Below are 22,867 nucleotides of genomic sequence, written 5' to 3'. Positions count from 1 at the left end.
TTACCGGCCGGTCGACTTGTTTGTCCAAACTCAGGCTATGTAGCCTCGGTGTCATCTCCATGAAGTTACGGTGACGGTTGGATGACAGGCTGCTTGTCGCAAATCTGTCATCGGCCTCGGCTAGGCTCGCGGGCTCGAATGCCCCCCTTGTTGAGTCTGCGTTTATGGTCAGAGGCTTGCTGTGTGTCGCCCTGCTGTTCGTCACCGTTACCGCCCACGCCGAAACCTGGCCCGACAAGGAATGGGCCAAGGGCACAGCGCTTTCCGGCCCTGCTGTCGATGCATTGGATGCCTACGCATTCCCAGCCCGCGATGACGTCACCCGCAAAGGCATCCGCACCGACGCCTTGCTGGTGATCCGCGATGGCCAGATCATTTATGAGCGCTACGGCGCGCCTACCACGGCCAGCACGCCGCACCTGACGTGGTCCGTCAGTAAAAGCCTGATGGCCACTGTGCTCGGCGTGGCCTACGGCGAAAACCGCTTCAAGCTGAGCGACCCCGTGGCGCGCTTTTACCCGCCGATGAAACAACACCCCACGGTGACGATGGCCGACTTGCTGCACTGGGCCTCGGGCCTGGACTGGCAGGAGGACTATGAATACGCCCCGCTGAACTCCTCGGTGGTGGCAATGCTCTACACCCGCGGCCGTGGCGATATGGCCGACTTCGCCGCAGACACCGCGTCCGTCAACCCGCCAGGCCAGGCGTTCCGTTACTCCAGCGGCGACAGCAATATCCTCTCCGCCGCCCTCAAAGGCATGCTCGGTCACAAGGCCTATATGAGTTACCCGTGGGACGCGCTGTTCAAACCGCTGGGCATTCACAACGCCACGTGGGAAACCGATGCCAATGAAACCTTTGTCGCCTCGTCCTACGCCTACCTCACCGCCCGCGATCTGGCGCGGGTCGGCCTGCTGATGGCGCGCGACGGGCGCTGGGGTGATCAGCAGTTGCTGCGCAAAGACTGGGTCGCCTTCAACCGCCAGCCGTTCGACCGCTACAAAGCCGGCCAGGACGACGCGGTGCCGGGTGGGCATTGGTGGCTTAACAAAGGCGTGCCGCAACCCTGGCCCGACGCCCCTGCCGACACCTTTGCCGCCCTCGGTCACTGGGGCCAGGCATTGTTCGTGATGCCCGACGAACACTTGGTGATCGTGCGTTACGGCGACGACCGCGATGGTAGCTACCGCCATAACGAATTGCTCAAACGCGTGCTTGCGGCGGTGCAACCATGATCCGCCGTCGACCGTTTACCAGTCTGTTTCTACTGTTGTTGCTCGCCTTGCTGGGTTGGATCTGGCACGAGCGCGTCAACCTGCAAGCCTTCCCCGACATCATCGCGGCGTACACGGCCAAGGAATATTGTTCGTGCCGGTATGTGGAGAACAACCCGGCCGATTATTGCCGCGGGTATGTGAAGCAGTACGTGCCGATCAATGCGTTGAGCGATAACCCGCAGCGCAGTGAAGTCACCGCCAGTGGGTTGGGGCGCACCCATACTGCGCGGTGGATGGGGGACCGCCAGGGCTGCCGCCTGTTGCCTTAAAGTTTCACACCTGTATGCACACGCCGTTGTTGTCAGCTTGCACGCTGACGTTGCCGGTGTGCTTACTGTACGCATGAGGTAGCGTTTGCCAGGTAGCCGCTATCGTTTGCGAGTGAGGTGAGGCCTTGAGTATTGTTGATTGGGATGCCGCGCAACTGTCACGGGCGATCCACGCCCGGCAGGTCTCCTGCGAAGAAGTGATGCTGGCATTTCTGGCGCAGATCCAGCGTTTCAACCCGAGCGTGAATGCGCTGGTGTCGCTGCGCGAAGCCGATGAGGTGCTGGCCGAGGCGCGGGCCTGTGATCGCGAATTGGCCCAGGGCCGGTCCCGTGGCTGGATGCATGGCATGCCCCAGGCGATCAAGGACCTGGCGGCCACCCAGGGGTTACGCACGACCCTCGGCTCGCCATTGTTCGCCGACCATGTGTCGATGGAAGACGCGATCAGCGTGGCACGCGTGCGTGCCAGCGGCGCGATCATCATCGGCAAGAGCAACGTGCCGGAGTTCGGCCTCGGCTCACAGACCTACAACACGCTGTTCGGCACCACCGGCAACGCGTACGACCCCAGCCGCGTCGCAGGCGGCAGCAGCGGCGGGGCGGCCGTGGCCCTGGCGCTGCGCATGCTGCCGGTGGCCGATGGCAGCGACATGATGGGTTCGTTGCGCAACCCGGCGGCATTCAACAATGTGTTCGGCTTGCGCCCGTCCCAGGGCCGGGTGCCCCACGGGCCGGTGCCGGAACTGTTCGTGCAGCAATTGAGCACCGAAGGCCCGATGGGCCGCAGCGTGACGGATGTGGCGCAACTGCTGAGCATCCAGGCGGGTTATGACCCTCGGGTACCGTTGTCATCCAAGGACGATCCGCGCGTCCTGGGCCAACCCTTGGCGCGTGACTTCAAGGGCACGCGCCTGGGCTGGTTGGGCGACTATAACGGCTACCTGCCGATGGAAGACGGGATCATGAGCCTGTGCGAATCGGCCCTCGGGGATTTCGCCACGCTGGGTTGCAACGTCGAACGCTGCCTGCCGGACTTTTCCATGGCGCGCCTGTGGCGTAGTTGGCTGGTACATCGCCACTGGTTGGTGCATGGCAACCTGGCTGGGGCTTACGCCAACCCGAAAAAACGCGCCTTGCTCAAGCCCGAGGCGCAATGGGAAGTGGAGGGTGGCCTGGGCTTGAGTGCCCAGCAGGTGTATCAGGCCTCGGTGGATCGCAGCGAGTGGTATCGCGCGTTGGCCAAGCTGTTCGAACGTTACGATTTCCTGTTGTTGCCCACGGCCCAAGTATTCCCTTTCGATGCCCGACAGCCCTGGCCGCGCCAGGTGGCAGGGCGTGACATGGACACTTACCATCGCTGGATGGAGGTGGTGATCGGCCCCACCCTGGCCTGCCTGCCAAGCATGAGCATCCCGGTGGGCTTCAACCCCCAGGGCCTGCCCATGGGCCTGCAGATCATCGGCCCGGCCCAGGCCGACCGCGCGGTCCTGCAATTGGCGTATGCCCATGAGCAACTGACGCAATGGGTGCAGAGGCGACCGCCTGCGTGTCTAGGGGGATAGGTTGATTGGTTGACGTAGGACCTGGCGTTGGCCTGGCGCGCCTCCCCCCACAATGGATTTGCACCGTTCATGACATTGCGCTTAAGGTTCGCTCAGGTTTTCCCCCGCGAGTCGTTAATGTCAATCAAACCCTTGGCCTTCGCCCTCCTGGCCGCCACCGCCTTACCTGCCCATGCCGATTGGTACCTGGATAACGAGTCCTCGCGCCTGTCGTTCGTGACCACCAAAAACACTGAAATTGCCGAAGTGCATCGCTTCCTGGTGTTGCATGGCAAGGTGGATGGCAACGGCGCGGCGCAGTTGGAGGTGGAGCTGGAGTCGATCAACAGTGGCATCCCCCTGCGCGATGAGCGCATGCGTAATGACCTGTTTGAAATCAAGACTTTCCCCGAAGCCCGGATCAACGCGCAGATCAACCTGCAACCGATCAACGATCTGGCGCCGGGCGCACAGTTGGAGTTGCGTCTGCCGTTGGCGGTCACGCTGCATGGCAAGACCCAGACTTACAGTGCCGAGCTGCTCGCCACGCGCCTGGATGATCGCCGGTTCCAGGTCGTGACCCTGCAACCTGTGGTGGTGCACGCCGAGGATTTCGAGCTGATGCCGGGTGTTGCGGCCTTGCGTAAGGCGGCCGGGCTCACGTCTATCAGCTTGTCGGTGCCGGTGGGTGCGGTACTGATCTTTTCGGCGCGCTGACATGGGCGGCGCAGTGTTTCCTTGGCGCAGCGCCAACCGTTTCGAGTTGCTGATCGACGGGCCGAGTTTTTTCCCGCAGATGCTGGTGGGCATTGCCCGAGCTGAGCGGCAGGTGGACCTTGAACTCTATCTGGTGGAAGCCGGGGCGTGTGCCGAAGCCATGGTGCAGGCGCTGGTCGTGGCCGCCGAACGTGGCGTGCAGGTGCGTTGTCTGTTCGATGATTACGGCAGCCTGGCATTTACCCTTGGGCTGCGTAAGCGCTTGATCGACGCCGGTGTCGAGCTGCGGTTTTACAATCGCCTTAACTGGCGCCGGTGGATGGGCAACTTGTACCGCGATCATCGCAAGCTCCTGTTGATCGACCGGCACAACGCGTTTGTGGGCGGCACCGGGGCCACGGATGAGTTCTGGACGCCGGGCAACGACACCGCCGATTGGCACGAGGTGATGGTGCAAATCAGTGGTCCACTGGTGCAGGACTGGCAGGCGTTGTTCGACCGCCAATGGCAGGCCAATGCGGCGCGCCGGGAGTGGAAAGCCTCCCGCCATTTCGGTTTGCCGCGCCTGCCCAAGGTGCCGGCGACAGGCCCGGGCCTTGGCCGGGTGGCATATGCCGATGCCCGTCAGCACCGCGATATCTTGCAATCACTGCTGCGCTCACTGAACCGTAGCCAGCAACGCATCTGGCTGGCCACTCCGTACTTTTTGCCGACCTGGGGCGTGCGTCGTGCCCTGCGTCGAGCGGCGGCGCGGGGCGTGGATGTGCGCTTGTTGCTCACAGGCCCGCGCACCGATCACCCGTCCGTGCGTTACGCCGGGCACCGCTATTACCCGCGCCTGCTGCGCTCGGGTGTGCAGATCTTCGAATACCAACCGTGCTTCCTGCACCTGAAAATGGTGCTGGTAGATGACTGGGTGAGCGTGGGCTCGTGCAATTTCGATCACTGGAATCTGCGCTTCAACCTGGAAGCCAACCTCGAAGCGCTGGACCCGGCATTGACGCAGGCGGTGGCGGGCAGTTTCGAGCGTGACTTTGCGCAGAGCCAGGCGGTGAGCCTGGAGGCCTGGAAGGCTCGGCCGTTGTGGCGACGGGTGAAACAGCGGGTGTGGGGGTGGATTGATCGGTTGGTGGTGAACTTGCTGGATAGGCGCGGCTAGTAAGTCGCCCTCTGTAGGAGCGAGCTTGCTCGCGAAAAACCTCAACGATAACGCGTGTTGTCTGAATGAACGCGGCGCCTTTGAGTTTTTCGCGAGCAAGCTCGCTCCTACAAAATCCTGATTAGAGCAGTTCGAACGTCTGCTGTTGCACATCCTGGGAGTCGAGCCCGATCTGCACGTTGAATACACCCGGTTCCGCAGCGTATTTGAGCTGGGTGTTGTAGAACTTCAAGTCGTCCTCGGTGATGGTGAAGTGCAAGGTGCGTTCCTCACCCGCCTTGAGCATGACTTTCTGGAAATTCTTCAACTCCTTGATCGGGCGGATCATCGAACCGGCCACATCCTGGATATACAGCTGCACCACGGTTTCGCCATCCACCTTGCCGGTGTTTTTCAGCGTGACGCTGGCGTCGAGCTTGCCGGTCTTGTTCAGGGTCGTGGACGACAATGCCATGTCCGACAGGCTGAACGTGGTGTAGCTCAGGCCGTAGCCGAACGGGAACAGCGGCCCGGTGGTGTCATCGAAGTATTGCGAGGTGTAGTTGCCCGGTTTGCCTGGGGTGAATGGCCGTCCAATGGTCAGGTGGTTGTAGTAGGTCGGAATCTGCCCCACCGAACGAGGGAAGGTGATCGGCAGCTTGCCCGATGGGTTGTAGTCACCGAACAGCACATCAGCGATGGCGTTGCCGCCTTCGGTGCCGGCGAACCAGGTTTCCAGGATCGCATCGGCCTGCTGGTTCTCATCGAGAATCGACAGTGGGCGGCCGTTCATCAGCACCAGCACCAGGGGTTTGCCGGTGGCTTTGAGCGCCTTGATCAAGTCGCGTTGGCTTTGCGGGATGTTCAGGTCGGTGCGGCTGGAGGACTCGTGGGACATGCCCCGCGATTCACCCACGGCCGCCACGACCACGTCGGCGTCCTTGGCGGCTTTCACGGCCTCGTCGATCATCACCTGGGCAGGGCGGGTGTCATCCACCACTTCCGGTGCATCGAAATTGAGGAAGTTGAGGTAGTCGACCACCGCCTTGTCGTTGGTGATGTTGGCGCCACGGGCGTAGATGATCTTGCCTTTTTCGCCGATCACCGCGTTCATGCCGTCGAGCAGGGTCACCGATTGTTCCGGCTTACCGGCCGCGGCCCAACTGCCCATCATGTCGATCGGTGCCTTGGCCAGCGGGCCAACCAGGGCGATGGTCGCGGATTTTTTCAGCGGCAGGGTGTCATGCTGGTTTTTCAGCAGCACCAGGCTGCGGCGCGCGATGTCGCGGGCGTCGCTGCGGTGCAGGCGGCTTTCGGCGTAGGTGTCGGCCGGATCGTCCTCGGCCTTGCCGATGCGCAGGTACGGGTCTTTGAACAGGCCCATGTCGTACTTGGCGCCGAGCACTTCACGCACGGCGTTGTCGATGTCGCTCTGCTGGATTTCGCCGGACTTGAGCAAACCTGGCAGTTCCTTGCCGTACAGCGAGTCGTTCATGCTCATGTCGATACCGGCCTTGATCGCCAGCCTGGCGGCTTCACGCCCGTCCTTGGCCACGCCGTGCTTGATCAGCTCGACGATCGCACCGTGGTCGCTGACGGCCAGGCCCTTGAAGCCCCAGTCCTTGCGCAGCAGGTCGTTCATCAGCCAGGTGTTGGCGGTGGCGGGCACGCCGTTGATGGAATTGAGCGCCACCATCACGCCGCCGGAACCGGCCTTGATCGCCGCATGGTAGGGCGGCAGGTAGTCCTGGTACATCTTGACCGGGCTCATGTCGACGACGTTGTAGTCGCGGCCGCCTTCCACCGCGCCATACAGGGCGAAGTGCTTGACGCTGGCCATGAGGCTGTCGGCGTTGGCGGGGCTGGCGCCCTGGAACGCCTTGACCATCACTTCGGCAATGCGCGAGACCAGATAGGTGTCTTCGCCGAAACCTTCGGACGTACGGCCCCAGCGGGGGTCGCGGGAGATGTCGACCATCGGCGCAAAGGTGATGTCGAGGCTGTCGGCGGCGGCTTCCTGGGCGGCGATGCGCCCGGAGCGACCGATGGCGTCCATGTCCCAGCTGGAGGCGAGGGCCAGGCTGATCGGGAAAATGGTCCGGTGGCCGTGGATCACGTCATAGGCGAAGAACATCGGGATCTTCAACCGGCTGCGCATGGCCGCGTCCTGCATCGGACGGTTTTCCGGGCGGGTGATGGAGTTGAACGTGCCGCCGATGCGGCCCGCGGCGATTTCCTTGCGGATCAGCTCGCGGGGCATTTCCGGGCCGATGCTGATCAGGCGCAATTGGCCGATCTTTTCATCCAGGGTCATCTGCTTGAGCAGGTCGCTGACGAAGGCGTCCTTGTCTTTAAGCGCAGCAGGCTTTGTTTCTGCCCATACGGGGTGAGTGGCCAGAGTGGCAACAAGGCCGAGCAAACACAGCTTTTTCATGAATATCCTTTTTCGGCACACTGCACGGCGTAAATACGCCGTTCTGCCAAAATGTGGGGAACCTATGTTGTTGTTCGAGTGTTATTGCTGAAAATGCACCACACTTCTGAACTCTTATTTGCGCTGGGCATCTTTTAGCTGATTGACTCGACGCAATCCAGTCGTGGTCGCGGATTATGCCTCAAGCGTGTGAGCGATAGGGCCAGCCGTCAAATTCATCTCGTTGCACCAGGAGAAACACCATGCAAGCAGCACACACCTACCGCTGGGGCTTCAAGGCCGCCGCTTTGTTTTTGCTCAGCACAGTGCTCAGCGGTTGCGGCATCAACACCATTCCCACACTGGATGAACAGGCCAAGGCAGCCTGGGGCCAGGTGCAGAACCAGTACCAACGGCGCGCCGACCTGATCCCCAACCTGGTGGAGGTGGTCAAGGGTTACGCGGCCCATGAGCAGGACACCCTGACCGCTGTGATCGAAGCGCGGGCCAAGGCCACTTCGATCCAGGTGGATGCCAGCACCCTCGATAACCCGGAAAAACTCAAGCAGTTCCAGCAAGCCCAGGACGGTTTGAGCGGTGCCCTCAGCCGCCTGATGGTGGTGTCCGAGCGCTACCCGGACCTGAAGGCCAACCAGAACTTCCTGGCCCTGCAATCCCAGCTTGAAGGTACCGAGAACCGTATCGCCGTGGCCCGGCGTGACTTTATCCAGGCGGTACAGGCGTATAACACCGAGATCCGCACCTTCCCGGGTCGCCTGTGGCACAGCATCATGTACAGCGATCTGCCGATCCGCGCGACGTTCGAAGCCACCAGTGCCGATGCCGATAAAGCGCCCCAAGTGAAGTTCAAATAAGGCTTCCCTGAGGTGTCGATGCGTTTATTAAGGATAGGCCTGGCGCTGTGCTGGTTGGCCTGTGTCGGTGCGGCCCAGGCGGCGCTGACCTTCCCGGCGCTGACCGGGCGGGTGGTGGACGACGCCCAGATGATCGACCCGGCGACGCGCCAGCAACTGACTCAGCAATTGCAGGCGCTGGAGCAAACCACGGGCGACCAGATCGTGGTGGTCACCGTGCCTGACTTGCAAGGTGTGCCCATTGAGGACTTCGGTTATCAATTGGGCCGCCAGTGGGGCATTGGCCAGAAGGGCAAGGACAACGGCGCGCTGTTGATCGTCGCCCGCGATGAGCGCAAATTGCGTATCGAAGTCGGTTACGGCCTGGAGGGCGTGCTGACGGATGCGCAGTCGTGGGTCATCATCAACCAGGTGATCGCACCGGCTTTCAAGGCCGGTAACTACAGCAAAGGCATCAGCGACGGCGTGGCGGCAATGCTGCAAGTGGTGGGCGGCGAACCGCTGGCCGTGCCGGCCCATGTGGCGGATGCCAACTTTGCCAAGGATAATCCCGGGTTTTCCATCGGCCTGTTTATTCTGCTGATCGGCGTGTTGTGGCTGTGCAATCGCATGGGCCTGCCGGTGGGGGCGATCCTGCTGGCCATTCTCAGCAACAGCGGCCGTGGTGGTGGCGGCGGGGGAGGCGGCGGTGGTTTCCGGGGCGGCGGTGGTGGCTTCGGCGGCGGCGGGGCGTCAGGCGGCTGGTGATGATAATAATGAGAGAGCAAGCACAACCATGGCATTACTGACTGAGCACGAGCAGCGCCAAGTCGCGCAAGCGATTGCCCGCGTGGAAAAAGACACCGACGCGGAACTGGTGACCGTACTGGCCGCCCGCGCCGACGACTACGCCTACATCCCGCTGTTGTGGGCCAGCCTGATCGCGTTAGTGGTGCCCGGCGTGGTGCATTACCTGTCGGGTTATCTGACCATGTACACCTTGTTGCTGGCGCAATGGGTGACCTTCATCGTGTTGTGCCTGGTGTTCCGCCTGCCCAAGGTCACCACCCGGTTGATCCCGCGTTCGGTGCGCCATTGGCGCGCGTCCAACCTGGCACGGCGGCAGTTTCTGGAGCAGAACCTGCACCACACGCTGGGCAGCACTGGGGTGCTGATCTTTGTCAGCGAGGCGGAGCGGTATGTGGAGATCCTGGTGGATGAGGGTATTTCCAGGCACCTGGATAACAGCAGTTGGGATGGGATCGTCAAGGCGTTTACCCAGCAGGTGAAGCAGGGGCAGACATTGGCGGGGTTTATCGCGTGCATCGAGGCCTGTGGCGAGTTGTTGAAGGTGCATGTGCCGGTGACGCAGACGCGTAACGAACTGCCCAATCGACTGGTGGTGCTGGAGTAAGGCGTACCACTGGTCAAATAACTCCGTGCCCTGAAGGGCTATCCCCCCTAAAATGCCCGGCATTCCCAGCCCGAGGCGTTTTTGTTCATGTCCGTCACCGCTCAACCCGCCAGCCCTGCGCCGGATCATCATGCCCAGTTCATCGAACTGTTGAACGCCAGCCTCGCGCAGAACGCCTTTATCAAACTGGTGCTGGCCAAGTACGTGGGCACGGAGGCCGAGCTGCAACGGCTGATCATCAAGCAGGTGGCGGTCAAGGAGCAGCCTTGCCTGTCTTTCGTCTACCGCTACAAGACGCGCGACATCACCAAGAATTTGCCCCTGGCCGAAGGCGTCAAGGCGATTGCCGAGCTGCTGCCGGCCTCGTTCAAGAACGCGCACTTGCTGTCGCTGACTGATGAAGCCCAGTTGGAATACAGCAAGAAGAACAAAAGCTCGCTGTTCAAAAGCAAGCCACAACAACTGCGGGAGGCTCCTTCCGCCGAGCATAACCGCGAGAAAAATCGTTTCCTCGACCTGAGCCGGCCGTTCCTTGCCGACCTGGGTGTGACCGACGCCAAACAGGCGCTGATCCCATCGATGTCGCGCAAGTGGAAGCAGATCAACAAATTCATCGAAGTCTTCAGCCATGCGTTGACCTCGTCACCGCTCAAGCTCGACCAGCCGGTGCGCGTCGCCGATTTCGGCTCGGGCAAGGGCTACCTGACCTTCGCCATCCACGACTACCTGCGCAACACCCTCAAGGCCGAGGGCGAAGTGACGGGCGTTGAGCTGCGTGAAGACATGGTCACCCTGTGCAACAACGCCGCCGCACGCCTGGAGCACCCGGGGCTGGTGTTCAAATGCGGCGATGTGCGCAGCGTGGCGCCCAGCGAGCTGGACGTGATGATCGCCCTGCATGCCTGCGATATCGCCACCGACTACGCGATCCACACCGGCATCCGCTCCGGCGCGTCGATCATCATGTGCTCGCCGTGCTGCCACAAACAGATTCGCCTGCAGATCCAGAGCCCGGTGCTATTGAAGCCGATGCTGCAATACGGCCTGCACCTGGGCCAACAGGCGGAAATGGTCACCGACAGCCTGCGTGCACTGTTCCTTGAAGCCTGTGGCTACGAGACGAAGGTGTTCGAGTTCATCTCCCTGGAACACACCAACAAGAACAAGATGATCCTCGCGGTCAAACGCGCCGAACCGTTGGACAACGCCCAGTTGCTGGAGAAAATTCAAGAGCTGAAGGCGTTCTACCACATCACCGAGCACTGCCTGGAAACCCTGCTGCGCGCAGACGGGTACCTGGTCTAAACGCAGTCCGATGTGGGAGGGGGCTTGCTCCCGATGGCAGCGTGTCAGTCAACGGATTGACGGGCTGATGCACCGCTATCGGGAGCAAGCCCTCTCCCACCTGGTTTGGAGACTGGTGCAGGCTGCACCGCGGTCTTGCGCCCCAGCATCACGGTCGCGATCACCCCGCAGGCAAACAGCCAGGTCACCGGCTCGATATGTTCGCCAAAGAACAACGCCGAAAAAGCGATGGTGAAGAAGATCTGCAGCAGTTGAATCTGGCTGACCCGGGCAATGCCACCCATCGCCAGCCCGGCGTACCAGGCAAAGAACCCCAGGAACTGCGAAAACAGCGACACATAGCCGAACGCCCACCAGGTGCGCAGCGAGATTGTTCCTTGATGTTGCGCCGCCAGGTACCACACCGGGCCGATCAACACGGGCGTAGACAGCACCAGCGCCCAGCAGATCACCTGCCAGCCGCCCATCTCCTTGGCCAGTCGGCCGCCTTCGGCATAACCCAGGCCGCCAACGGCAATCGCGCCGAGCATCAGCAGGTCGCCCGCCTGGATACTGCCGGCGCCGGTGATCAAGGCGTAACCCAGCACCAACCCACTGCCCAGCGCCGCACAGGCCCAGAAGGCTTTCGACGGCCGCTCATGGGACAGCCACGCTGCGTACAACGCCACGCACAGCGGTTGCAGGCCGTTGACCAACGCGCCATGGGACGCCGGCAAGGTTTGCATGGCCCAGGCCGACAGCACCGGGAAACCCAGGATCACGCCGGCCATGACCAGGCACAACCCACGCACTTGGCGCCAGGTCGGCCAGCGTTCGCGGCGCCACAACAACAGCGCGGCCGCCGGCACCGCCGCGAACAAGGCGCGACCCAGGCCGTTGAGCAACGGGTGGATTTCCTGCACCACGATGCGGGTGAAGGGCAGGGTCAGGCTGAAGATGATGACACCCAGCAGGCCGAGGGCCATGCCGGTGTTTTCGCGCGAGCTCATGGGGGCATCCGAAATAGAGAGAAGCCCATATCCAGAGGGCTTCCAGGGAAGCCCATCTAGCCACAACCCCCGTCGACCAGGGGCCTACAGCTGCGTGCGGATTTATCCGTACAGTTTTAGAAGAACCGCGTAATGCTGATCTTCGCGTCGCGGCCCTTGGTGTAGGCACGGTCGCCGCTCAAGGCCGGACGGAAGTTTTCGTTGAACAGGTTGTCGACGGTGACGTTCACCTCGGTGCCTTTGAGGTAAGCCTGTTGGGGTTTCCATTTGGCGAACAGGCCCTGGGTGTTGTAACGCTTGTTGCCGTATTGGTCGTAGAACAGGTCGCCGACACTGCTGCCCGGGCCGCCGGAATATTTGTCGCTGGGCAGGCGGTCGGTCGCGCCGATGAACTGGCCCATCCAGCCCACCTGGGCATCCCAGGCCGGAATGTGGGTGCCCAGCACCAGTACCCACTTGGTCGGTGGAATGTCACGTGCCGGTACATCCGGCCCCCAGGGGTTGGTGTAGGCGCCTTCGTGGTCGCCTTTGGCATAGGCGAACGACACCGAACCGAACAGGTAGGTGGAGTTGTAGAACGACTCCAGTTCAAAGCCCTTGATGGTCATGCCGCCGATGTTGCGGTAGTTGGACAGCGCGCCCGGTGGGCAGGCGCTGGAAATCGTGCCGCCGTTGATGGCCTGGTTCTGGCAGCCCACCCCCGTGGCCTTGAAGATTTCGTCTTCGACCTTGTTGTGGAAGAGCGTGGTGCGCAGTTGCAGATTGTCGTCCTGGGTGATGACGTGATCGAAGCTGGTCACGCTGCCCAGGCTGATCGAGGTGATGCGTTCCGGGTCGAGGTCGAGACTGGTGGCGGTGCGGCTGCCCAGGCCCTGGACTTCATATTGCTCGTCGATGACCGGCGCGCGCCAGGTCTTGCTCCAGTTGGCGAACAGCCCCAGGTGTGGGGTGACGTTCCAGAACAGCGCCAGGCGCGGCGACCAGCCGGTGTAGGTGCGGTCGCTGTAGTTGTGGCCGTAGGACGGATCCGGGTTGTTGTAGTACGGCGCATCATTGCCTTCGCCGCGGTTGCGCACGTGGTCGTAGCGCAGCGATGGGGTGATGGTCACATCCCCGACGGTGACTGCATCCTGCACGAAGAAACTGTTGGTATCGACTTTGCCGTGGGGCATGAAGCCGGGCTGGAAATGCCCATAGTTGTAACGTGCGCTGTTATAGGTGGCACCGGGCATCCACATCTCGGTTTCGCGGATGTGCTTGCGGATCTGCCCACCCACCGTCAGCGCGTGTTGCAACGGCCCGGTGCTGAACAGGCTGACGTTGCGTACGTCCAGGTTCTTGTCGGTGTAGGACGTGTCCATCTTGCGTCCGCCGCTGGCGAGCTGGAAGAACGCGGTGGCGTCGCGCTCGTCCGTCTGTTCGGTGTTGGACTGGGAGTACTTGACGGTCAGGTCCACCAACGGGTTATCCAGCGGTGTGTATTCGTACTTGCCCGACCAGGTGGTGTCGGTGGTGTCGCGTTGGGCCAAAAAGCGTTTCAGTGCGTTTTCATAGCCGTAGCGGTCGATGTTGGCCTGGGTCGGCGGCGTCGGGTAGCTGGCGGCGGAGAACGGTGTCCAGCGGTTGCTGTGGGAGCGCGAGTAGGACAAGCCCACGCTGTGCTCATCGGTGAAGTGCGCGTTGACCTTGAACAACTTGCCATCCACATCCTGTGCCGAGTTGGGCAGGCGCTGGGGGTTGATCGGGTACTGGTTGTTGTCGTTGGGCAGTTTGCCGGCCACCTTCATGTCGCCGCCGTCACGTTGGGTCAGGTAGGCCAGCGCGTCGAAACGGCCGTCGTCGGTGCGGCCATACACGGCACTGCTGTAGACCTGTTCATGGTCGTTGCTGGAGTAGCCATATTTGAGCATGGCGCCGCTGTTGCGGCCGTCCTGGAGCAGGTCGGGGGCGTCCTTGGTGGTCATGTTGACCGTGCCGCCAAAACCGCCGTTGCCGGTGAACGGCGAGTGCGGGCCTTTCTCTACCTCGATGCTTTTGATCAGCTCGGGCTCGATAAACACCGTGCCTTGTTGATAGCGCTCAAAGCCGCTCTTGGTGGCGCCATCGACGGTCAGCGGCACGTCTTCGGCGTCACCGAAGCCCCGGATGTTGATGGTCTGGCCGCCGGGTTTGAGCGAGCCGCCCTGGCTTACGCCGGGCAAGGTCTGCAACAGGCTGGGGATGTTGTTGGACTGGTAGCGGTCGATATCGGCCTGGGTCAGGGTGGAACGGTTGACGGTGGCGGAGTCGACTTCGTTGCCGGTGCCGATCACGCTGAGGGCGTCCAGTTGGATCGCGCCGCTTTGGGTGGTCTTGCCTTCGTCGGGACGCACCACGTAAGTCGTGCCGACTTTGATCAGGGTGAACTCGCCGTTTTGCAACAAGCTGCGAATCGCCACTTCCGGGGTGAAATCACCGCTGAGCGCCGGTGCCTGCGCGTTTTTGAGCAACGTTTCATCGAATAGCAGCTGGATTTTCGCCTGTTGCGCCACCTGGCTCAGGGACAGGGCCAGCGGCTGGGCGGGCAGTTGCAGTTTGAACGACTCAGCCTGGGCACTGAGGCTGAACGCCAGGCAGGTGGCAATGAGGCTGGGTCGAAGAAACAGGTGCGAAGCGTGGCAAGGCGCGCGAAACATGAAATCCCCCGGTGCGGCTGAACAGCCAAAAAGGTGTGCGTATCAAACACAGTCGGGAGGAAGACGGAGCAGGCAAAAAAAACCACACGTGCAAATGCAAAATATTCTCATGTGTGGGTTTTCTACCTTACTTACGTGGTTCGATTCTGACGATGCCATCGGCCGAGGCCACGGTTTTTACCGGCAGCAGGGCGGGTAACGCGTTGAGCAGGGCCTGCGGGTCATTCACATCCAGATTGCCCGAGACCTTCAGTTGCGCAACGGCACGGTTGACCTGCAACGGGGGCTGGGGGCGATAGAGGCTCAGTTCATCGATCAGGCTGGCCAGCTCGCGGTTGCGAAAGGACAGGTGCCCGCTGCGCCAGTCGGCGACCTCATCAGCGGTGAGGGTTTGCTGCTGCACGGTGCCTTTGGCGTATTGGTAGGTGGCGCGTTGCTGGGCGCCAAGCAGGGCCACCGGGCTTTTGGCGTCCGGTTCGAAGGCCACTTGGCCATGGGCGACGCTGACCACCAGTTGCTGCTGGCTGCGCCGCACGTCAAAGCCGGTGCCGACCACCCGTACATTCGCCTCGCCGGCTTGCACGTACAGCGGCCGCTCTTTGTCGGGCGCGACGTCGATGTACAGCTGGCCTTTTTCCAGGTGCAGGATGCGTTGGTAGGCGGTGAAATCCACTTGCAGGCGCGTGTTGGCATTCACATACAAGGTGCTGCCATCCGGCAGGTGCAGGGTGCGCATGCCTTTGGCATGGGCGGCCACCTGGCTGTGGTACAGCTCGCGGGGCGTGCCGATGTGGCTGGTCATCACGGCGCAGACCAAGGCGGCAGCCACGGCCAGGGCAGGGCGCCACACCGAGGGTTTGCGTTGGGGCAGCGGCAGGGGCCTGCTGTGTTGCTGCAACTGGGCGAGGTCGTCCCACAGTTGTTCGAACTCGGCATAGGCGCGGGCATGGGCAGGCTCCGCTTGCCAGGCGGCAAAGGCTTTGCGGTCGGCGCGCCCCAACTCGTTGCGGTTGCGGGCAAACCAACTGGCGGCTTGGGCATCGATCGAGTCACTCGCTTCGATGCCCTGGGCGTCGTTCTCGCTCAGGCGGTTCATTCTGGCTGCTCCGTGCCGGGTGCGTGTTGAAGGCGTCGCTTGCAGTGCAGCAGGGCAAAAGCGATGTGCTTTTCCACCATGCTGGTCGAAATCCCCATGCGCTCGGCGATCTGCGACTGACTCAAGCCTTCGAAGCGGTGCAGCATAAGGGCTTCTCGCCTGCGGGGCGAGAGTTCGGCGAGGACTTCTTTCAACTGATCCAGGCGTTGCACGCGAAGCGCGGCGGCCATGGGGTCGTTTTGCTCGTCGGCGAGTGGCTCGGTGTCCAGGTCGGAAGGAACCGCGTGAGCGGTGTGGCGTACCTTCTGTTTGCGCCAGTGGTCACGCAGCAGGTTGCGCGCCATCTGGAACAGAAACGCCCGTGGTTGCTCGACCTTGGCCCGGTCGCGGTAGCCCAGCCATTGGGTGAAGACATCCTGGGTCATGTCGGCCGCGTCGCTGGCGTTGTCCGTGCGTTTGCGCAGGAAATGCAGGATATCTGCATAAAACCCGCGAAAGGCATCGGCCGACAGCGGGTCGGGCTTGGGACGAGACATGGATATCCTTCTTGACGAAGCGCGCTGTAGAAAAGTCGCGAATGATATCGAGAACTATTGTCATTTGTCTCTATGTAACGAATCTGCAGAGTCAAAATGTGGGAGCAAGCCCCCACATAAGCGTTGTGGTGTCAGCTCAGAAGTGTCTTCAAGTCTTCGATCCCCGCTTTGCCCAATGGGAACACCGGCAACCGTGGATCGCCTACCTCCAACCCGGTCAGACGCAGCCCAGCCTTGATCGTCGCCGGCAACCCGCTCTTGAGGATGAACTCCAGCAGCGGCAACTGGCGATAGAACAGTTCCCGCGCCAGAGTCAGATCATTGGCCAGTACCGCGTCATACAGATCCAGGTTCAATTGCGCGATCAGGTTCGGTGCCGCCGTGCACCAGCCCTTGGCGCCTGCCGCAAAGGCTTCCAGGGCCAACGGGTTGCAACCGTTGTAGAACGGCACGTCGCTGTGCCGGCGCAACTGGTGCATGCGCTGAATATCACCGGTGCTTTCCTTGACCATGTTCACGTTGGCGACCTGCTGGACGATACGCAGGATCAAGTCCACCGACATGTCCGTTCCGCTGGTAGCCGGGTTGTTATAGAGCATGATCGGGATGCCGACGCTGTCGCCGATCGCCGCGTAATGCGCGAGGATCTCCGCCTCGCTGAGTTTCCAGTACGAGGCCGGAAGCACCATTACCACATCGGCGCCATTGGCCTCGGCATAACGGGCGCGGCGCACGGCTTTGGCCGTGGTCAGGTCGGATACGCTGACGATAGTCGGTACGCGCCTGGCGATTTTTGCCAGGCTGTAGGCGCTGACTTCATCCCATTCGGCATCGCTCAGGTACGCGCCTTCGCCCGTGCTGCCCAACGGTGCGATGGCGTGCACGCCACTGTCGATCAAGCGGTCGATGGAGCGGCCCAGGGCGTCGAGGTCGATGCGTTGGCCGTCGGTGCTGAACGGGGTGATGGTGTAGCCGATGATGCCGTGAATGTTTGGGGTGGACATGGGAAGGTCTCCGCTCGAAAAAGAGCAATCAGTTCAGGCAATCGGCGTGTTGACGCAGGTTCTGCCGGGCGTAGTAGTTGAATGCGGCACCAAAGCGCTTGGGCTTGGAAATCCAGTCGTGGGCCTCGCGGCCGAGTTGCGGCAGGATCGGTTTGATGGTGCCCGCCGACATCGCCAGTAGCTGCAATTTGGCCGCGCGTTCGATCAACTGCGCGATCACACAGGCTTCCTCGATGCTTGCCCCGGTGGAGAGCTGGCCGTGGTGCGAGAGCAGAATTGCGCGTTTGTCGCCTAACGCGGTGGTGATGATTTCCCCTTCTTCATTGCCCACCGGTACCCCCGGCCAAGCCTCCAGAAAAGCGCAGTCTTCGTAGAGCGGGCAGAGGTCCATGTGCGACACCTGCAGCGGTACTTCCAGCATCGACAGCGCAGCGACGTGGGTCGGGTGCGTGTGGATAATGCAGTTCACATCCGGTCGTCCACGGTACACCCAGGTGTGAAAGCGGTTGGCCGGGTTGGGGATGCCATGACCTTCCAGGACTTCAAGGTCTTCGTTGACCAGCAACAGGTTGCCGGCAGTGATCTCATCAAAGCCCAGGCCCAGTTGCTGGGTGTAGAACGTGCCGGGGGTGGGCCCGCGCGCGGTGATCTGCCCGGCCAGGCCGGAGTCGTGGCCGTGCTCGAACAGGATGCGGCACGTGAGCGCCAGCTTTTGCCGGTCGGTCCACGTATTATCCGCCAGGGTGTTTTGCATCTGGGTCAGCGCTTGCTTGACCAGTTGGTCTTTGGGGAGTGCTAATGTCTTGGCCATATCGGTGTCCTTTGGGTAAGTGCAAATGACACTAAAGATGCTATATGACACAAAGTGTCATTGGCAAGCGCCGCTTTCGCTTTACTGCAGGGATTAATCGCAGCAAATGTCTATCCGTTTGAAATTATTGAGAAAAAAACTTGGCATAACCCTTGAGGCCTTGGCTGAAAAATCCGGGATGACCAAGAGTTACCTGTCCAAGGTCGAGCGCGGGCTGAACACGCCGTCGATCGCCGCCGCGTTGAAACTGGCCAAGGCGTTGAACGTGAAGGTCGAAGAGTTGTTCAGCGAAGACAGTGTGAACCTCGACAGCTACAGCCTGGTGCGCAGTCACGAGCGGCCGGACACTTCGCCGGGGTATGCCGTGTTGGCCCGTCAGGTCAGTGAGCGTAGCCTGCTGCCGTTCATCATCTACCCGCCGGCGGAGTTCACCGACAAGACCTTCAAGGAGCACGTGGGGGAGGAGTTTCTGTTCGTGCATGAAGGCCGGGTGGAAGTGGATTTCATGAACGAACGGGTGATTCTGGAGCGGGGAGACGCGCTGCATTTCAACGCGCAGAAACCCCACCGACTTCGATCGGTTGGAGACGTGCAGGCGCAGTTGCTGGTCGTCGTTCACAGCGCCGAAGAGTGACCACGGCAGTGACTTGCAATGCACTTCAGTGTGGGAGGGGGCTTGCTCCCGATGACGGTGTGTCATTCACAGCTTTACTGACTGATCCACCGCTATCGGGAGCAAGCCCCCTCCCACAGTGGATCGCCTTTGTTCTGGATATCAGCGTTCCACAGGGACTGACAGCGCCGGATCGCCCAATGGATGCGTGCGCGCCGCGAAGAACTTCAGCGCCACTCCGGTGCCCTCGAACAACGCTGAATACCGGCGCTTCTGCTGGCGGATGAACCCGTCACTGCGCCCCGACACCGAGATCGCCAGGGTCGTGAGCTTCGCCTGGCGAATCGCATCCACCAGGTGCTTATCCTGCGCTCCCAGCTCATGGCCAAAAATGCACAGCGCCCCTGCATGGCCGAGCAACTGCTCGTAGCAGAACGACAGGTAGTCCGAACTGCGGATGGTCTTGAGCTTCTCCTCAACCTTGCCTTCGTTGACGAACAGCGGCACGTCATCAAGGGTCTTGATCGTGTTGTTGATCGCGAAGCTGCTGAGCAAGGTGCTGTCGGTGGAGGCCAATTTGCGCGCCGTGCCATCGAGGTTGCGCACCAGATGCAGGCCGCCGTGCAGGTAGAGGATGCGTGTGGCGTCGGTGTGGGTGTGGCGCAGGTCGAAGCTGGCATCCACGCCGCGAAACAGATCATCAATGCCCGGCGTGTGCAGGATCGCCCAATAGTTGAGCAGGTCGTAGTTGCTGGTGAATACGGTCGGGTAGCGTGCCAGCTCTGCGTTGATCGTCGCCAGCGTCGAGGGCTGCACCAGTCGCCAGGGGATGTGTACGGCATGGATGGTGTTGATCAGCGCTTCCTTGATCGCGTAGTAGCGATTACGCGGCGCCGCCGAGCTGACGGCCAGGGCTTTGTTGACCCGGCTGGTGGTTTTCAGCGCGCCCAGGGCCTGCTCGAAACTGCGGGTTTGCAAGGCGTCGAACACGCTGAGTTCGGATTGGCTCAGGGGCTTTTCTTCAACGGTGCGGGCGTTTTCGAACAGCGAGTCGTAGGCGAAGTCTTCCCAGATCGTGCGGCTGGCGCCGTTGCCGATCAGAATCGCGCTGAAGTCTATGGCGCTGCGTACCGCGCTCCAGTCTTCGAGGTGGGCGTCAATATCCTGGAAATCCTTCATTGCGGCGGGTCTACTCAAATCGGCGGGTGGGTGACTTTATCACGAGCCGGCGTTGATCCTGATCAAGATGCCTCAAGCCACGGCGGTTGATCCTGTTGGCATAACGCCTCTGAGGATTTGCCATGAGCAGTACCTTCTTCATTCCCGCCGTCAACATCATGGGCAGCGACTGCCTCGACGAAGCCATGACCGCCATCCGCAACTACGGCTTTCGCAAGGCGCTGATCGTCACCGACGCAGGGCTGGCCAAGGCGGGCGTCGCCAGCATGATCGCCGAAAAGCTGGCGATGCAGGACATCGACTCGCTGATCTACGACGGCGCCAAGCCCAACCCGAATGTGGAAAACGTCGAGAAAGGCCTGGCGCTGCTGGAGGCCAATGCCTGCGATTTCGTGGTGTCCCTGGGCGGTGGTTCGCCCCATGACTGCGCCAAGGGCATTGCGTTGTGCGCCACCAACGGCGGGCATATCGGTGACTACGAGGGCGTCGACCAGTCGAGCAAGCCGCAACTGCCGCTGGTGGCTATCAACACCACCGCCGGCACCGCCAGCGAGATGACCCGCTTCTGCATCATCACCGACGAAACCCGCCATGTGAAAATGGCCATCGTCGACCGCAACGTCACGCCGCTGCTGTCGGTCAACGACCCGGCGCTGATGGTCGGCATGCCCAAGGGCCTCACGGCCGCCACCGGCATGGACGCCTTGACCCACGCCATCGAGGCCTACGTGTCCACCGCCGCCAACCCGATTACCGATGCCTGTGCGATCAAGGCCATCGAACTGATCAGTGCCAACCTGCGCCTGGCGGTACGTGACGGCAGTGACAAGGCTGCGCGGGAAAACATGGCGTATGCGCAATTTCTCGCCGGCATGGCCTTCAACAATGCGTCTTTGGGGTATGTGCATGCCATGGCCCATCAGCTGGGCGGCCTGTATGACCTGCCGCACGGGGTTTGCAACGCAGTGCTGTTGCCCCACGTACAAAGTTTCAACGCGAGTGTCAGTGCCAGGCGCTTGAGCGACGTGGCGCGTGCGTTGGGCGCCGACATCAAGGGCAATTCGCCGGAAGAGGGCGCCCAGGCGGCCATCGCGGCCATCCGCGCCTTGGCGCAGGATGTCGAGATCCCGGCCGGGTTGCGGGAGTTGGGCGCCAAGTTGCAGGACATCCCACTGCTGGCCGCCAACGCGTTGAAGGATGCCTGCGGCCTGACCAACCCTCGGCGGGCCGACCAGCGTCAGATCGAGGAGATTTTCCGCAGCGCGTTCTGAATCGGGCGGTGGTGAGCTGCAAGCGGTAAGCTACAAGTCGATCTGCATTCAACTTGAGCATGAAGCTTGCGGCTTGCCGCTGAGGTCCCGTTATGAGAGTTCTGCTATTCGGCGCCACCGGCATGGTCGGCCAGGGCGTGTTGCGCGAGTGCCTGCTGGCGGCCGACGTTCAGGAAGTGGTCGCCGTGGGGCGTACGCCGTTGACCCTGGAGCACGGCAAGCTGCACCAGGTATTGCACAGCGATATGCTGGATTTCCAACCGTTGGAGAACCTGCTGCAAGGGTTTGATGCGTGTTTCTTTTGCCTGGGCGTCTCATCGGCGGGCATGGATGAAACCCGCTACACCCACCTGACCTATGACTTGACGCTGGTGGCCGCCAGCACCCTGGCGCGGCTCAATCCGCAGATGACGTTTATCTACGTGTCCGGCGCCGGCACCGACAGCTCCGAGGCGGGCAAGTCGATGTGGGCCCGGGTCAAGGGCAAGACCGAAAATGCGTTGCTGCGCCTGCCGTTCAAGGCGGTGTACCTGTTCCGGCCTGGGGTGATCCAACCGTTGCATGGTGTGCGCTCGAAAACGCCGCTGTACCAATCGTTCTATAGCGTGCTCGACCCGCTGCTGTCGTTCGTTCGCCGGGTCAAACCCAATTGGGTGGTGAGTACCGAGACCGTCGGCCAGGCGATGCTCGCGGCAGTGCGTCATGGCGCGCCACAGGCGGTAGTGGAGCAGGCCGCGATCCATCGCCTGGCCGCCGAGCGCCACTGATGTTGCACAAGAGCCTGGTGCGGCGCCTGGACCTGATCACCCTGCAACTGTTCGTTGCCGTGTTTGAAGAAGGCACGTTGACCCGTGCCGCCGCGCGGGAAGCCATCGCGGTGTCGGCGGCCAGCAAGCGCTTGATGGAGTTGGAACAGGTGCTGGGCGTCAGTCTGTTCGTGCGTCGGGCCAAGGGCATGGACCTGACGGCGGCCGGTGAGACGTTGCTGCACCATGCGCGGCAGATGCTGTTCAACGTCGAAAAAATGGGCCTGGAGCTGGGCGAGCACAGCCACGGCGTGCGCGGCTATGTGCGGATGCTGGCCAACCTGTCGGCGATCATTCAGTTCCTTCCGGAAGACTTGCGGGATTTTTCCGAGTTGCATCCTGAAGTCAAAACCGACCTTGAAGAACGCCCCAGCAATGGTGTGGTGCAAGGCGTGTTGGATGGTGTGGCGGACCTGGGCATCTGCTCCAGCGACACCGACACCAAGGGCTTGCCGCGTGTGGTGTACCGCCGCGACAAACTGGTGGTGCTGATGCCCGCGGACCATCCGTTGGCGGCCCGCAAATCCCTGGCCTTCGCCGAAACCCTGGGCAGCGATTACGTCGGCCTGCATTCGGCCAGCTCGATCAATATGCGCACCCACGCGGCCGCTCGCGAGGCAGGCCAGATGCTGCGCCTGCGGATCCATGTGCCGGGTTTTGACGCGATGTGCCGGATGGTCCAGGCCAATATGGGGATTGGCATCCTGCCGCAGAAGGCTTTTGAATTGTTTGGTCGCGCACTGGGTCTGCATGCCGTGCCGCTGACCGATGACTGGTCCGATCGCAGCCTGATCCTGGTGGTCCGGGATGAAGTGCAGCTCTCGCCGGTTAGCCGCTTGCTCTTTGACTACCTGAGTCACTCGGCGGGGGCTGACAGATAATTCGCGGTTCGTTCGCGTTTCGCGAACGCTCCTTGCCAACTGACGGTTGGCTTTCTGCTCTCAGAGTCCTCTAGC

General features: G+C 61.7%; 21 protein-coding genes. 13 read left to right on the top strand and 8 right to left on the bottom strand.

The window, feature by feature from the left end; all coding sequences use genetic code 11:
• The first annotated feature begins 164 nt into the window (after window positions 1-164).
• From ACQRBT_RS02320 to ACQRBT_RS02300, 5 genes are all read left to right on the top strand, one after another.
• On the top strand, window positions 165-1,238 hold the full coding sequence (locus tag ACQRBT_RS02320) for a serine hydrolase domain-containing protein (RefSeq protein ID WP_205344798.1): 1,074 nt from the start codon (window positions 165-167) through the stop codon (window positions 1,236-1,238).
• The gene (locus tag ACQRBT_RS02315) at window positions 1,235-1,549 is read left to right on the top strand and encodes an amidase (RefSeq protein ID WP_104995753.1); all 315 of its coding nucleotides are present in this window, start codon (window positions 1,235-1,237) and stop codon (window positions 1,547-1,549) included. The genes ACQRBT_RS02320 and ACQRBT_RS02315 overlap by 4 nt, the downstream gene beginning before the upstream one ends.
• Window positions 1,550-1,674: 125 nt before the next feature.
• Window positions 1,675-3,111 (top strand): amidase, encoded by a 1,437-nt coding sequence (locus tag ACQRBT_RS02310; protein WP_412046644.1) that lies wholly within the window; start codon window positions 1,675-1,677, stop codon window positions 3,109-3,111.
• Between the two features lie 117 nt (window positions 3,112-3,228).
• Window positions 3,229-3,807 carry a YceI family protein gene (locus ACQRBT_RS02305; RefSeq protein WP_161549730.1) on the top strand — a complete coding sequence of 193 codons (579 nt, stop codon included), beginning with the start codon at window positions 3,229-3,231 and terminating at the stop codon, window positions 3,805-3,807.
• Window position 3,808: 1 nt separating this feature from the next.
• Window positions 3,809-4,966 carry a phospholipase D-like domain-containing protein gene (locus ACQRBT_RS02300; protein ID WP_412046643.1) on the top strand — a complete coding sequence of 386 codons (1,158 nt, stop codon included), beginning with the start codon at window positions 3,809-3,811 and terminating at the stop codon, window positions 4,964-4,966.
• A 121-nt stretch (window positions 4,967-5,087) separates the two neighbouring features.
• On the opposite strand, the gene bglX is transcribed toward ACQRBT_RS02300, so the two are convergent.
• Window positions 5,088-7,379: a beta-glucosidase BglX gene (gene bglX, locus ACQRBT_RS02295; RefSeq protein ID WP_412046642.1), complete on the bottom strand. Its 2,292-nt coding sequence runs from the start codon at window positions 7,377-7,379 to the stop codon at window positions 5,088-5,090.
• A 242-nt stretch (window positions 7,380-7,621) separates the two neighbouring features.
• On the opposite strand from bglX, the gene ACQRBT_RS02290 reads away from it, so the two are divergent.
• The 4 genes from ACQRBT_RS02290 to ACQRBT_RS02275 all read left to right on the top strand — a co-directional run bounded on the left by ACQRBT_RS02290 (window position 7,622) and on the right by ACQRBT_RS02275 (window position 10,931).
• Complete coding sequence (locus ACQRBT_RS02290; RefSeq protein ID WP_060753758.1) at window positions 7,622-8,233, top strand: LemA family protein; 612 nt, start codon at window positions 7,622-7,624, stop codon at window positions 8,231-8,233.
• 18 nt (window positions 8,234-8,251) lie between these two features.
• Window positions 8,252-8,980, top strand: a complete 729-nt coding sequence (locus tag ACQRBT_RS02285; RefSeq protein ID WP_060753757.1) for a TPM domain-containing protein — start codon at window positions 8,252-8,254, stop codon at window positions 8,978-8,980.
• 28 nt (window positions 8,981-9,008) lie between these two features.
• Entirely contained in the window at window positions 9,009-9,626 is a 618-nt protein-coding gene (locus tag ACQRBT_RS02280; RefSeq protein WP_060753756.1) for a TPM domain-containing protein, read from the top strand.
• 87 nt (window positions 9,627-9,713) lie between these two features.
• A complete protein-coding gene (locus ACQRBT_RS02275) occupies window positions 9,714-10,931 on the top strand; it encodes a class I SAM-dependent methyltransferase (protein WP_060753755.1) in 1,218 nt (405 codons plus the stop codon).
• Window positions 10,932-10,975: 44 nt separating this feature from the next.
• Here the strand turns inward: ACQRBT_RS02275 and ACQRBT_RS02270 are convergent, their stop codons facing one another.
• The 6 genes from ACQRBT_RS02270 to ACQRBT_RS02245 all read right to left on the bottom strand — a co-directional run bounded on the left by ACQRBT_RS02270 (window position 10,976) and on the right by ACQRBT_RS02245 (window position 18,042).
• Entirely contained in the window at window positions 10,976-11,920 is a 945-nt protein-coding gene (locus ACQRBT_RS02270) for a DMT family transporter (RefSeq protein ID WP_161549727.1), read from the bottom strand.
• Window positions 11,921-12,036: 116 nt separating this feature from the next.
• Window positions 12,037-14,595 (bottom strand): TonB-dependent receptor, encoded by a 2,559-nt coding sequence (locus ACQRBT_RS02265; RefSeq protein WP_412046641.1) that lies wholly within the window; start codon window positions 14,593-14,595, stop codon window positions 12,037-12,039.
• 127 nt (window positions 14,596-14,722) lie between these two features.
• Window positions 14,723-15,691 (bottom strand): FecR family protein, encoded by a 969-nt coding sequence (locus ACQRBT_RS02260; RefSeq protein WP_060753752.1) that lies wholly within the window; start codon window positions 15,689-15,691, stop codon window positions 14,723-14,725.
• Window positions 15,688-16,227: an RNA polymerase sigma factor gene (locus ACQRBT_RS02255; RefSeq protein WP_060753751.1), complete on the bottom strand. Its 540-nt coding sequence runs from the start codon at window positions 16,225-16,227 to the stop codon at window positions 15,688-15,690. Before ACQRBT_RS02255 ends, ACQRBT_RS02260 begins: the two co-directional genes overlap by 4 nt.
• 131 nt (window positions 16,228-16,358) lie before the next feature.
• A complete protein-coding gene (locus ACQRBT_RS02250) occupies window positions 16,359-17,231 on the bottom strand; it encodes a dihydrodipicolinate synthase family protein (protein ID WP_412046640.1) in 873 nt (290 codons plus the stop codon).
• Window positions 17,232-17,259: 28 nt separating this feature from the next.
• Window positions 17,260-18,042 carry an aldolase gene (locus ACQRBT_RS02245; protein WP_060753749.1) on the bottom strand — a complete coding sequence of 261 codons (783 nt, stop codon included), beginning with the start codon at window positions 18,040-18,042 and terminating at the stop codon, window positions 17,260-17,262.
• Window positions 18,043-18,148: 106 nt separating this feature from the next.
• Between ACQRBT_RS02245 and ACQRBT_RS02240 the strand changes: the two genes are divergently transcribed.
• Window positions 18,149-18,676, top strand: a complete 528-nt coding sequence (locus tag ACQRBT_RS02240; protein ID WP_060753748.1) for a helix-turn-helix domain-containing protein — start codon at window positions 18,149-18,151, stop codon at window positions 18,674-18,676.
• 141 nt (window positions 18,677-18,817) lie between these two features.
• Here the strand turns inward: ACQRBT_RS02240 and ACQRBT_RS02235 are convergent, their stop codons facing one another.
• A complete protein-coding gene (locus ACQRBT_RS02235) occupies window positions 18,818-19,834 on the bottom strand; it encodes a DUF4917 family protein (RefSeq protein WP_090366268.1) in 1,017 nt (338 codons plus the stop codon).
• Between the two features lie 122 nt (window positions 19,835-19,956).
• Here ACQRBT_RS02235 and yiaY point away from each other — a divergent pair, with 122 nt between their 5' ends.
• From yiaY to ACQRBT_RS02220, 3 genes are all read left to right on the top strand, one after another.
• On the top strand, window positions 19,957-21,105 hold the full coding sequence (gene yiaY / locus ACQRBT_RS02230) for an L-threonine dehydrogenase (protein WP_060753746.1): 1,149 nt from the start codon (window positions 19,957-19,959) through the stop codon (window positions 21,103-21,105).
• A gap of 92 nt (window positions 21,106-21,197) precedes the next feature.
• Window positions 21,198-21,872 (top strand): NAD(P)H-binding protein, encoded by a 675-nt coding sequence (locus ACQRBT_RS02225; RefSeq protein WP_412046639.1) that lies wholly within the window; start codon window positions 21,198-21,200, stop codon window positions 21,870-21,872.
• Window positions 21,872-22,792 (top strand): LysR family transcriptional regulator, encoded by a 921-nt coding sequence (locus ACQRBT_RS02220; RefSeq protein WP_412046638.1) that lies wholly within the window; start codon window positions 21,872-21,874, stop codon window positions 22,790-22,792. Before ACQRBT_RS02225 ends, ACQRBT_RS02220 begins: the two co-directional genes overlap by 1 nt.
• Window positions 22,793-22,867 lie beyond the last annotated feature (75 nt).

The sequence above is a fragment of the Pseudomonas sp. R19M genome (genome assembly GCF_050312585.1).
Taxonomy (GTDB): Bacteria; Pseudomonadota; Gammaproteobacteria; order Pseudomonadales; family Pseudomonadaceae; genus Aquipseudomonas; species Aquipseudomonas palleroniana.
Note: the sequence above shows the minus strand (reverse complement) of the source record. Positions and strands in the feature narration are given on the sequence as shown.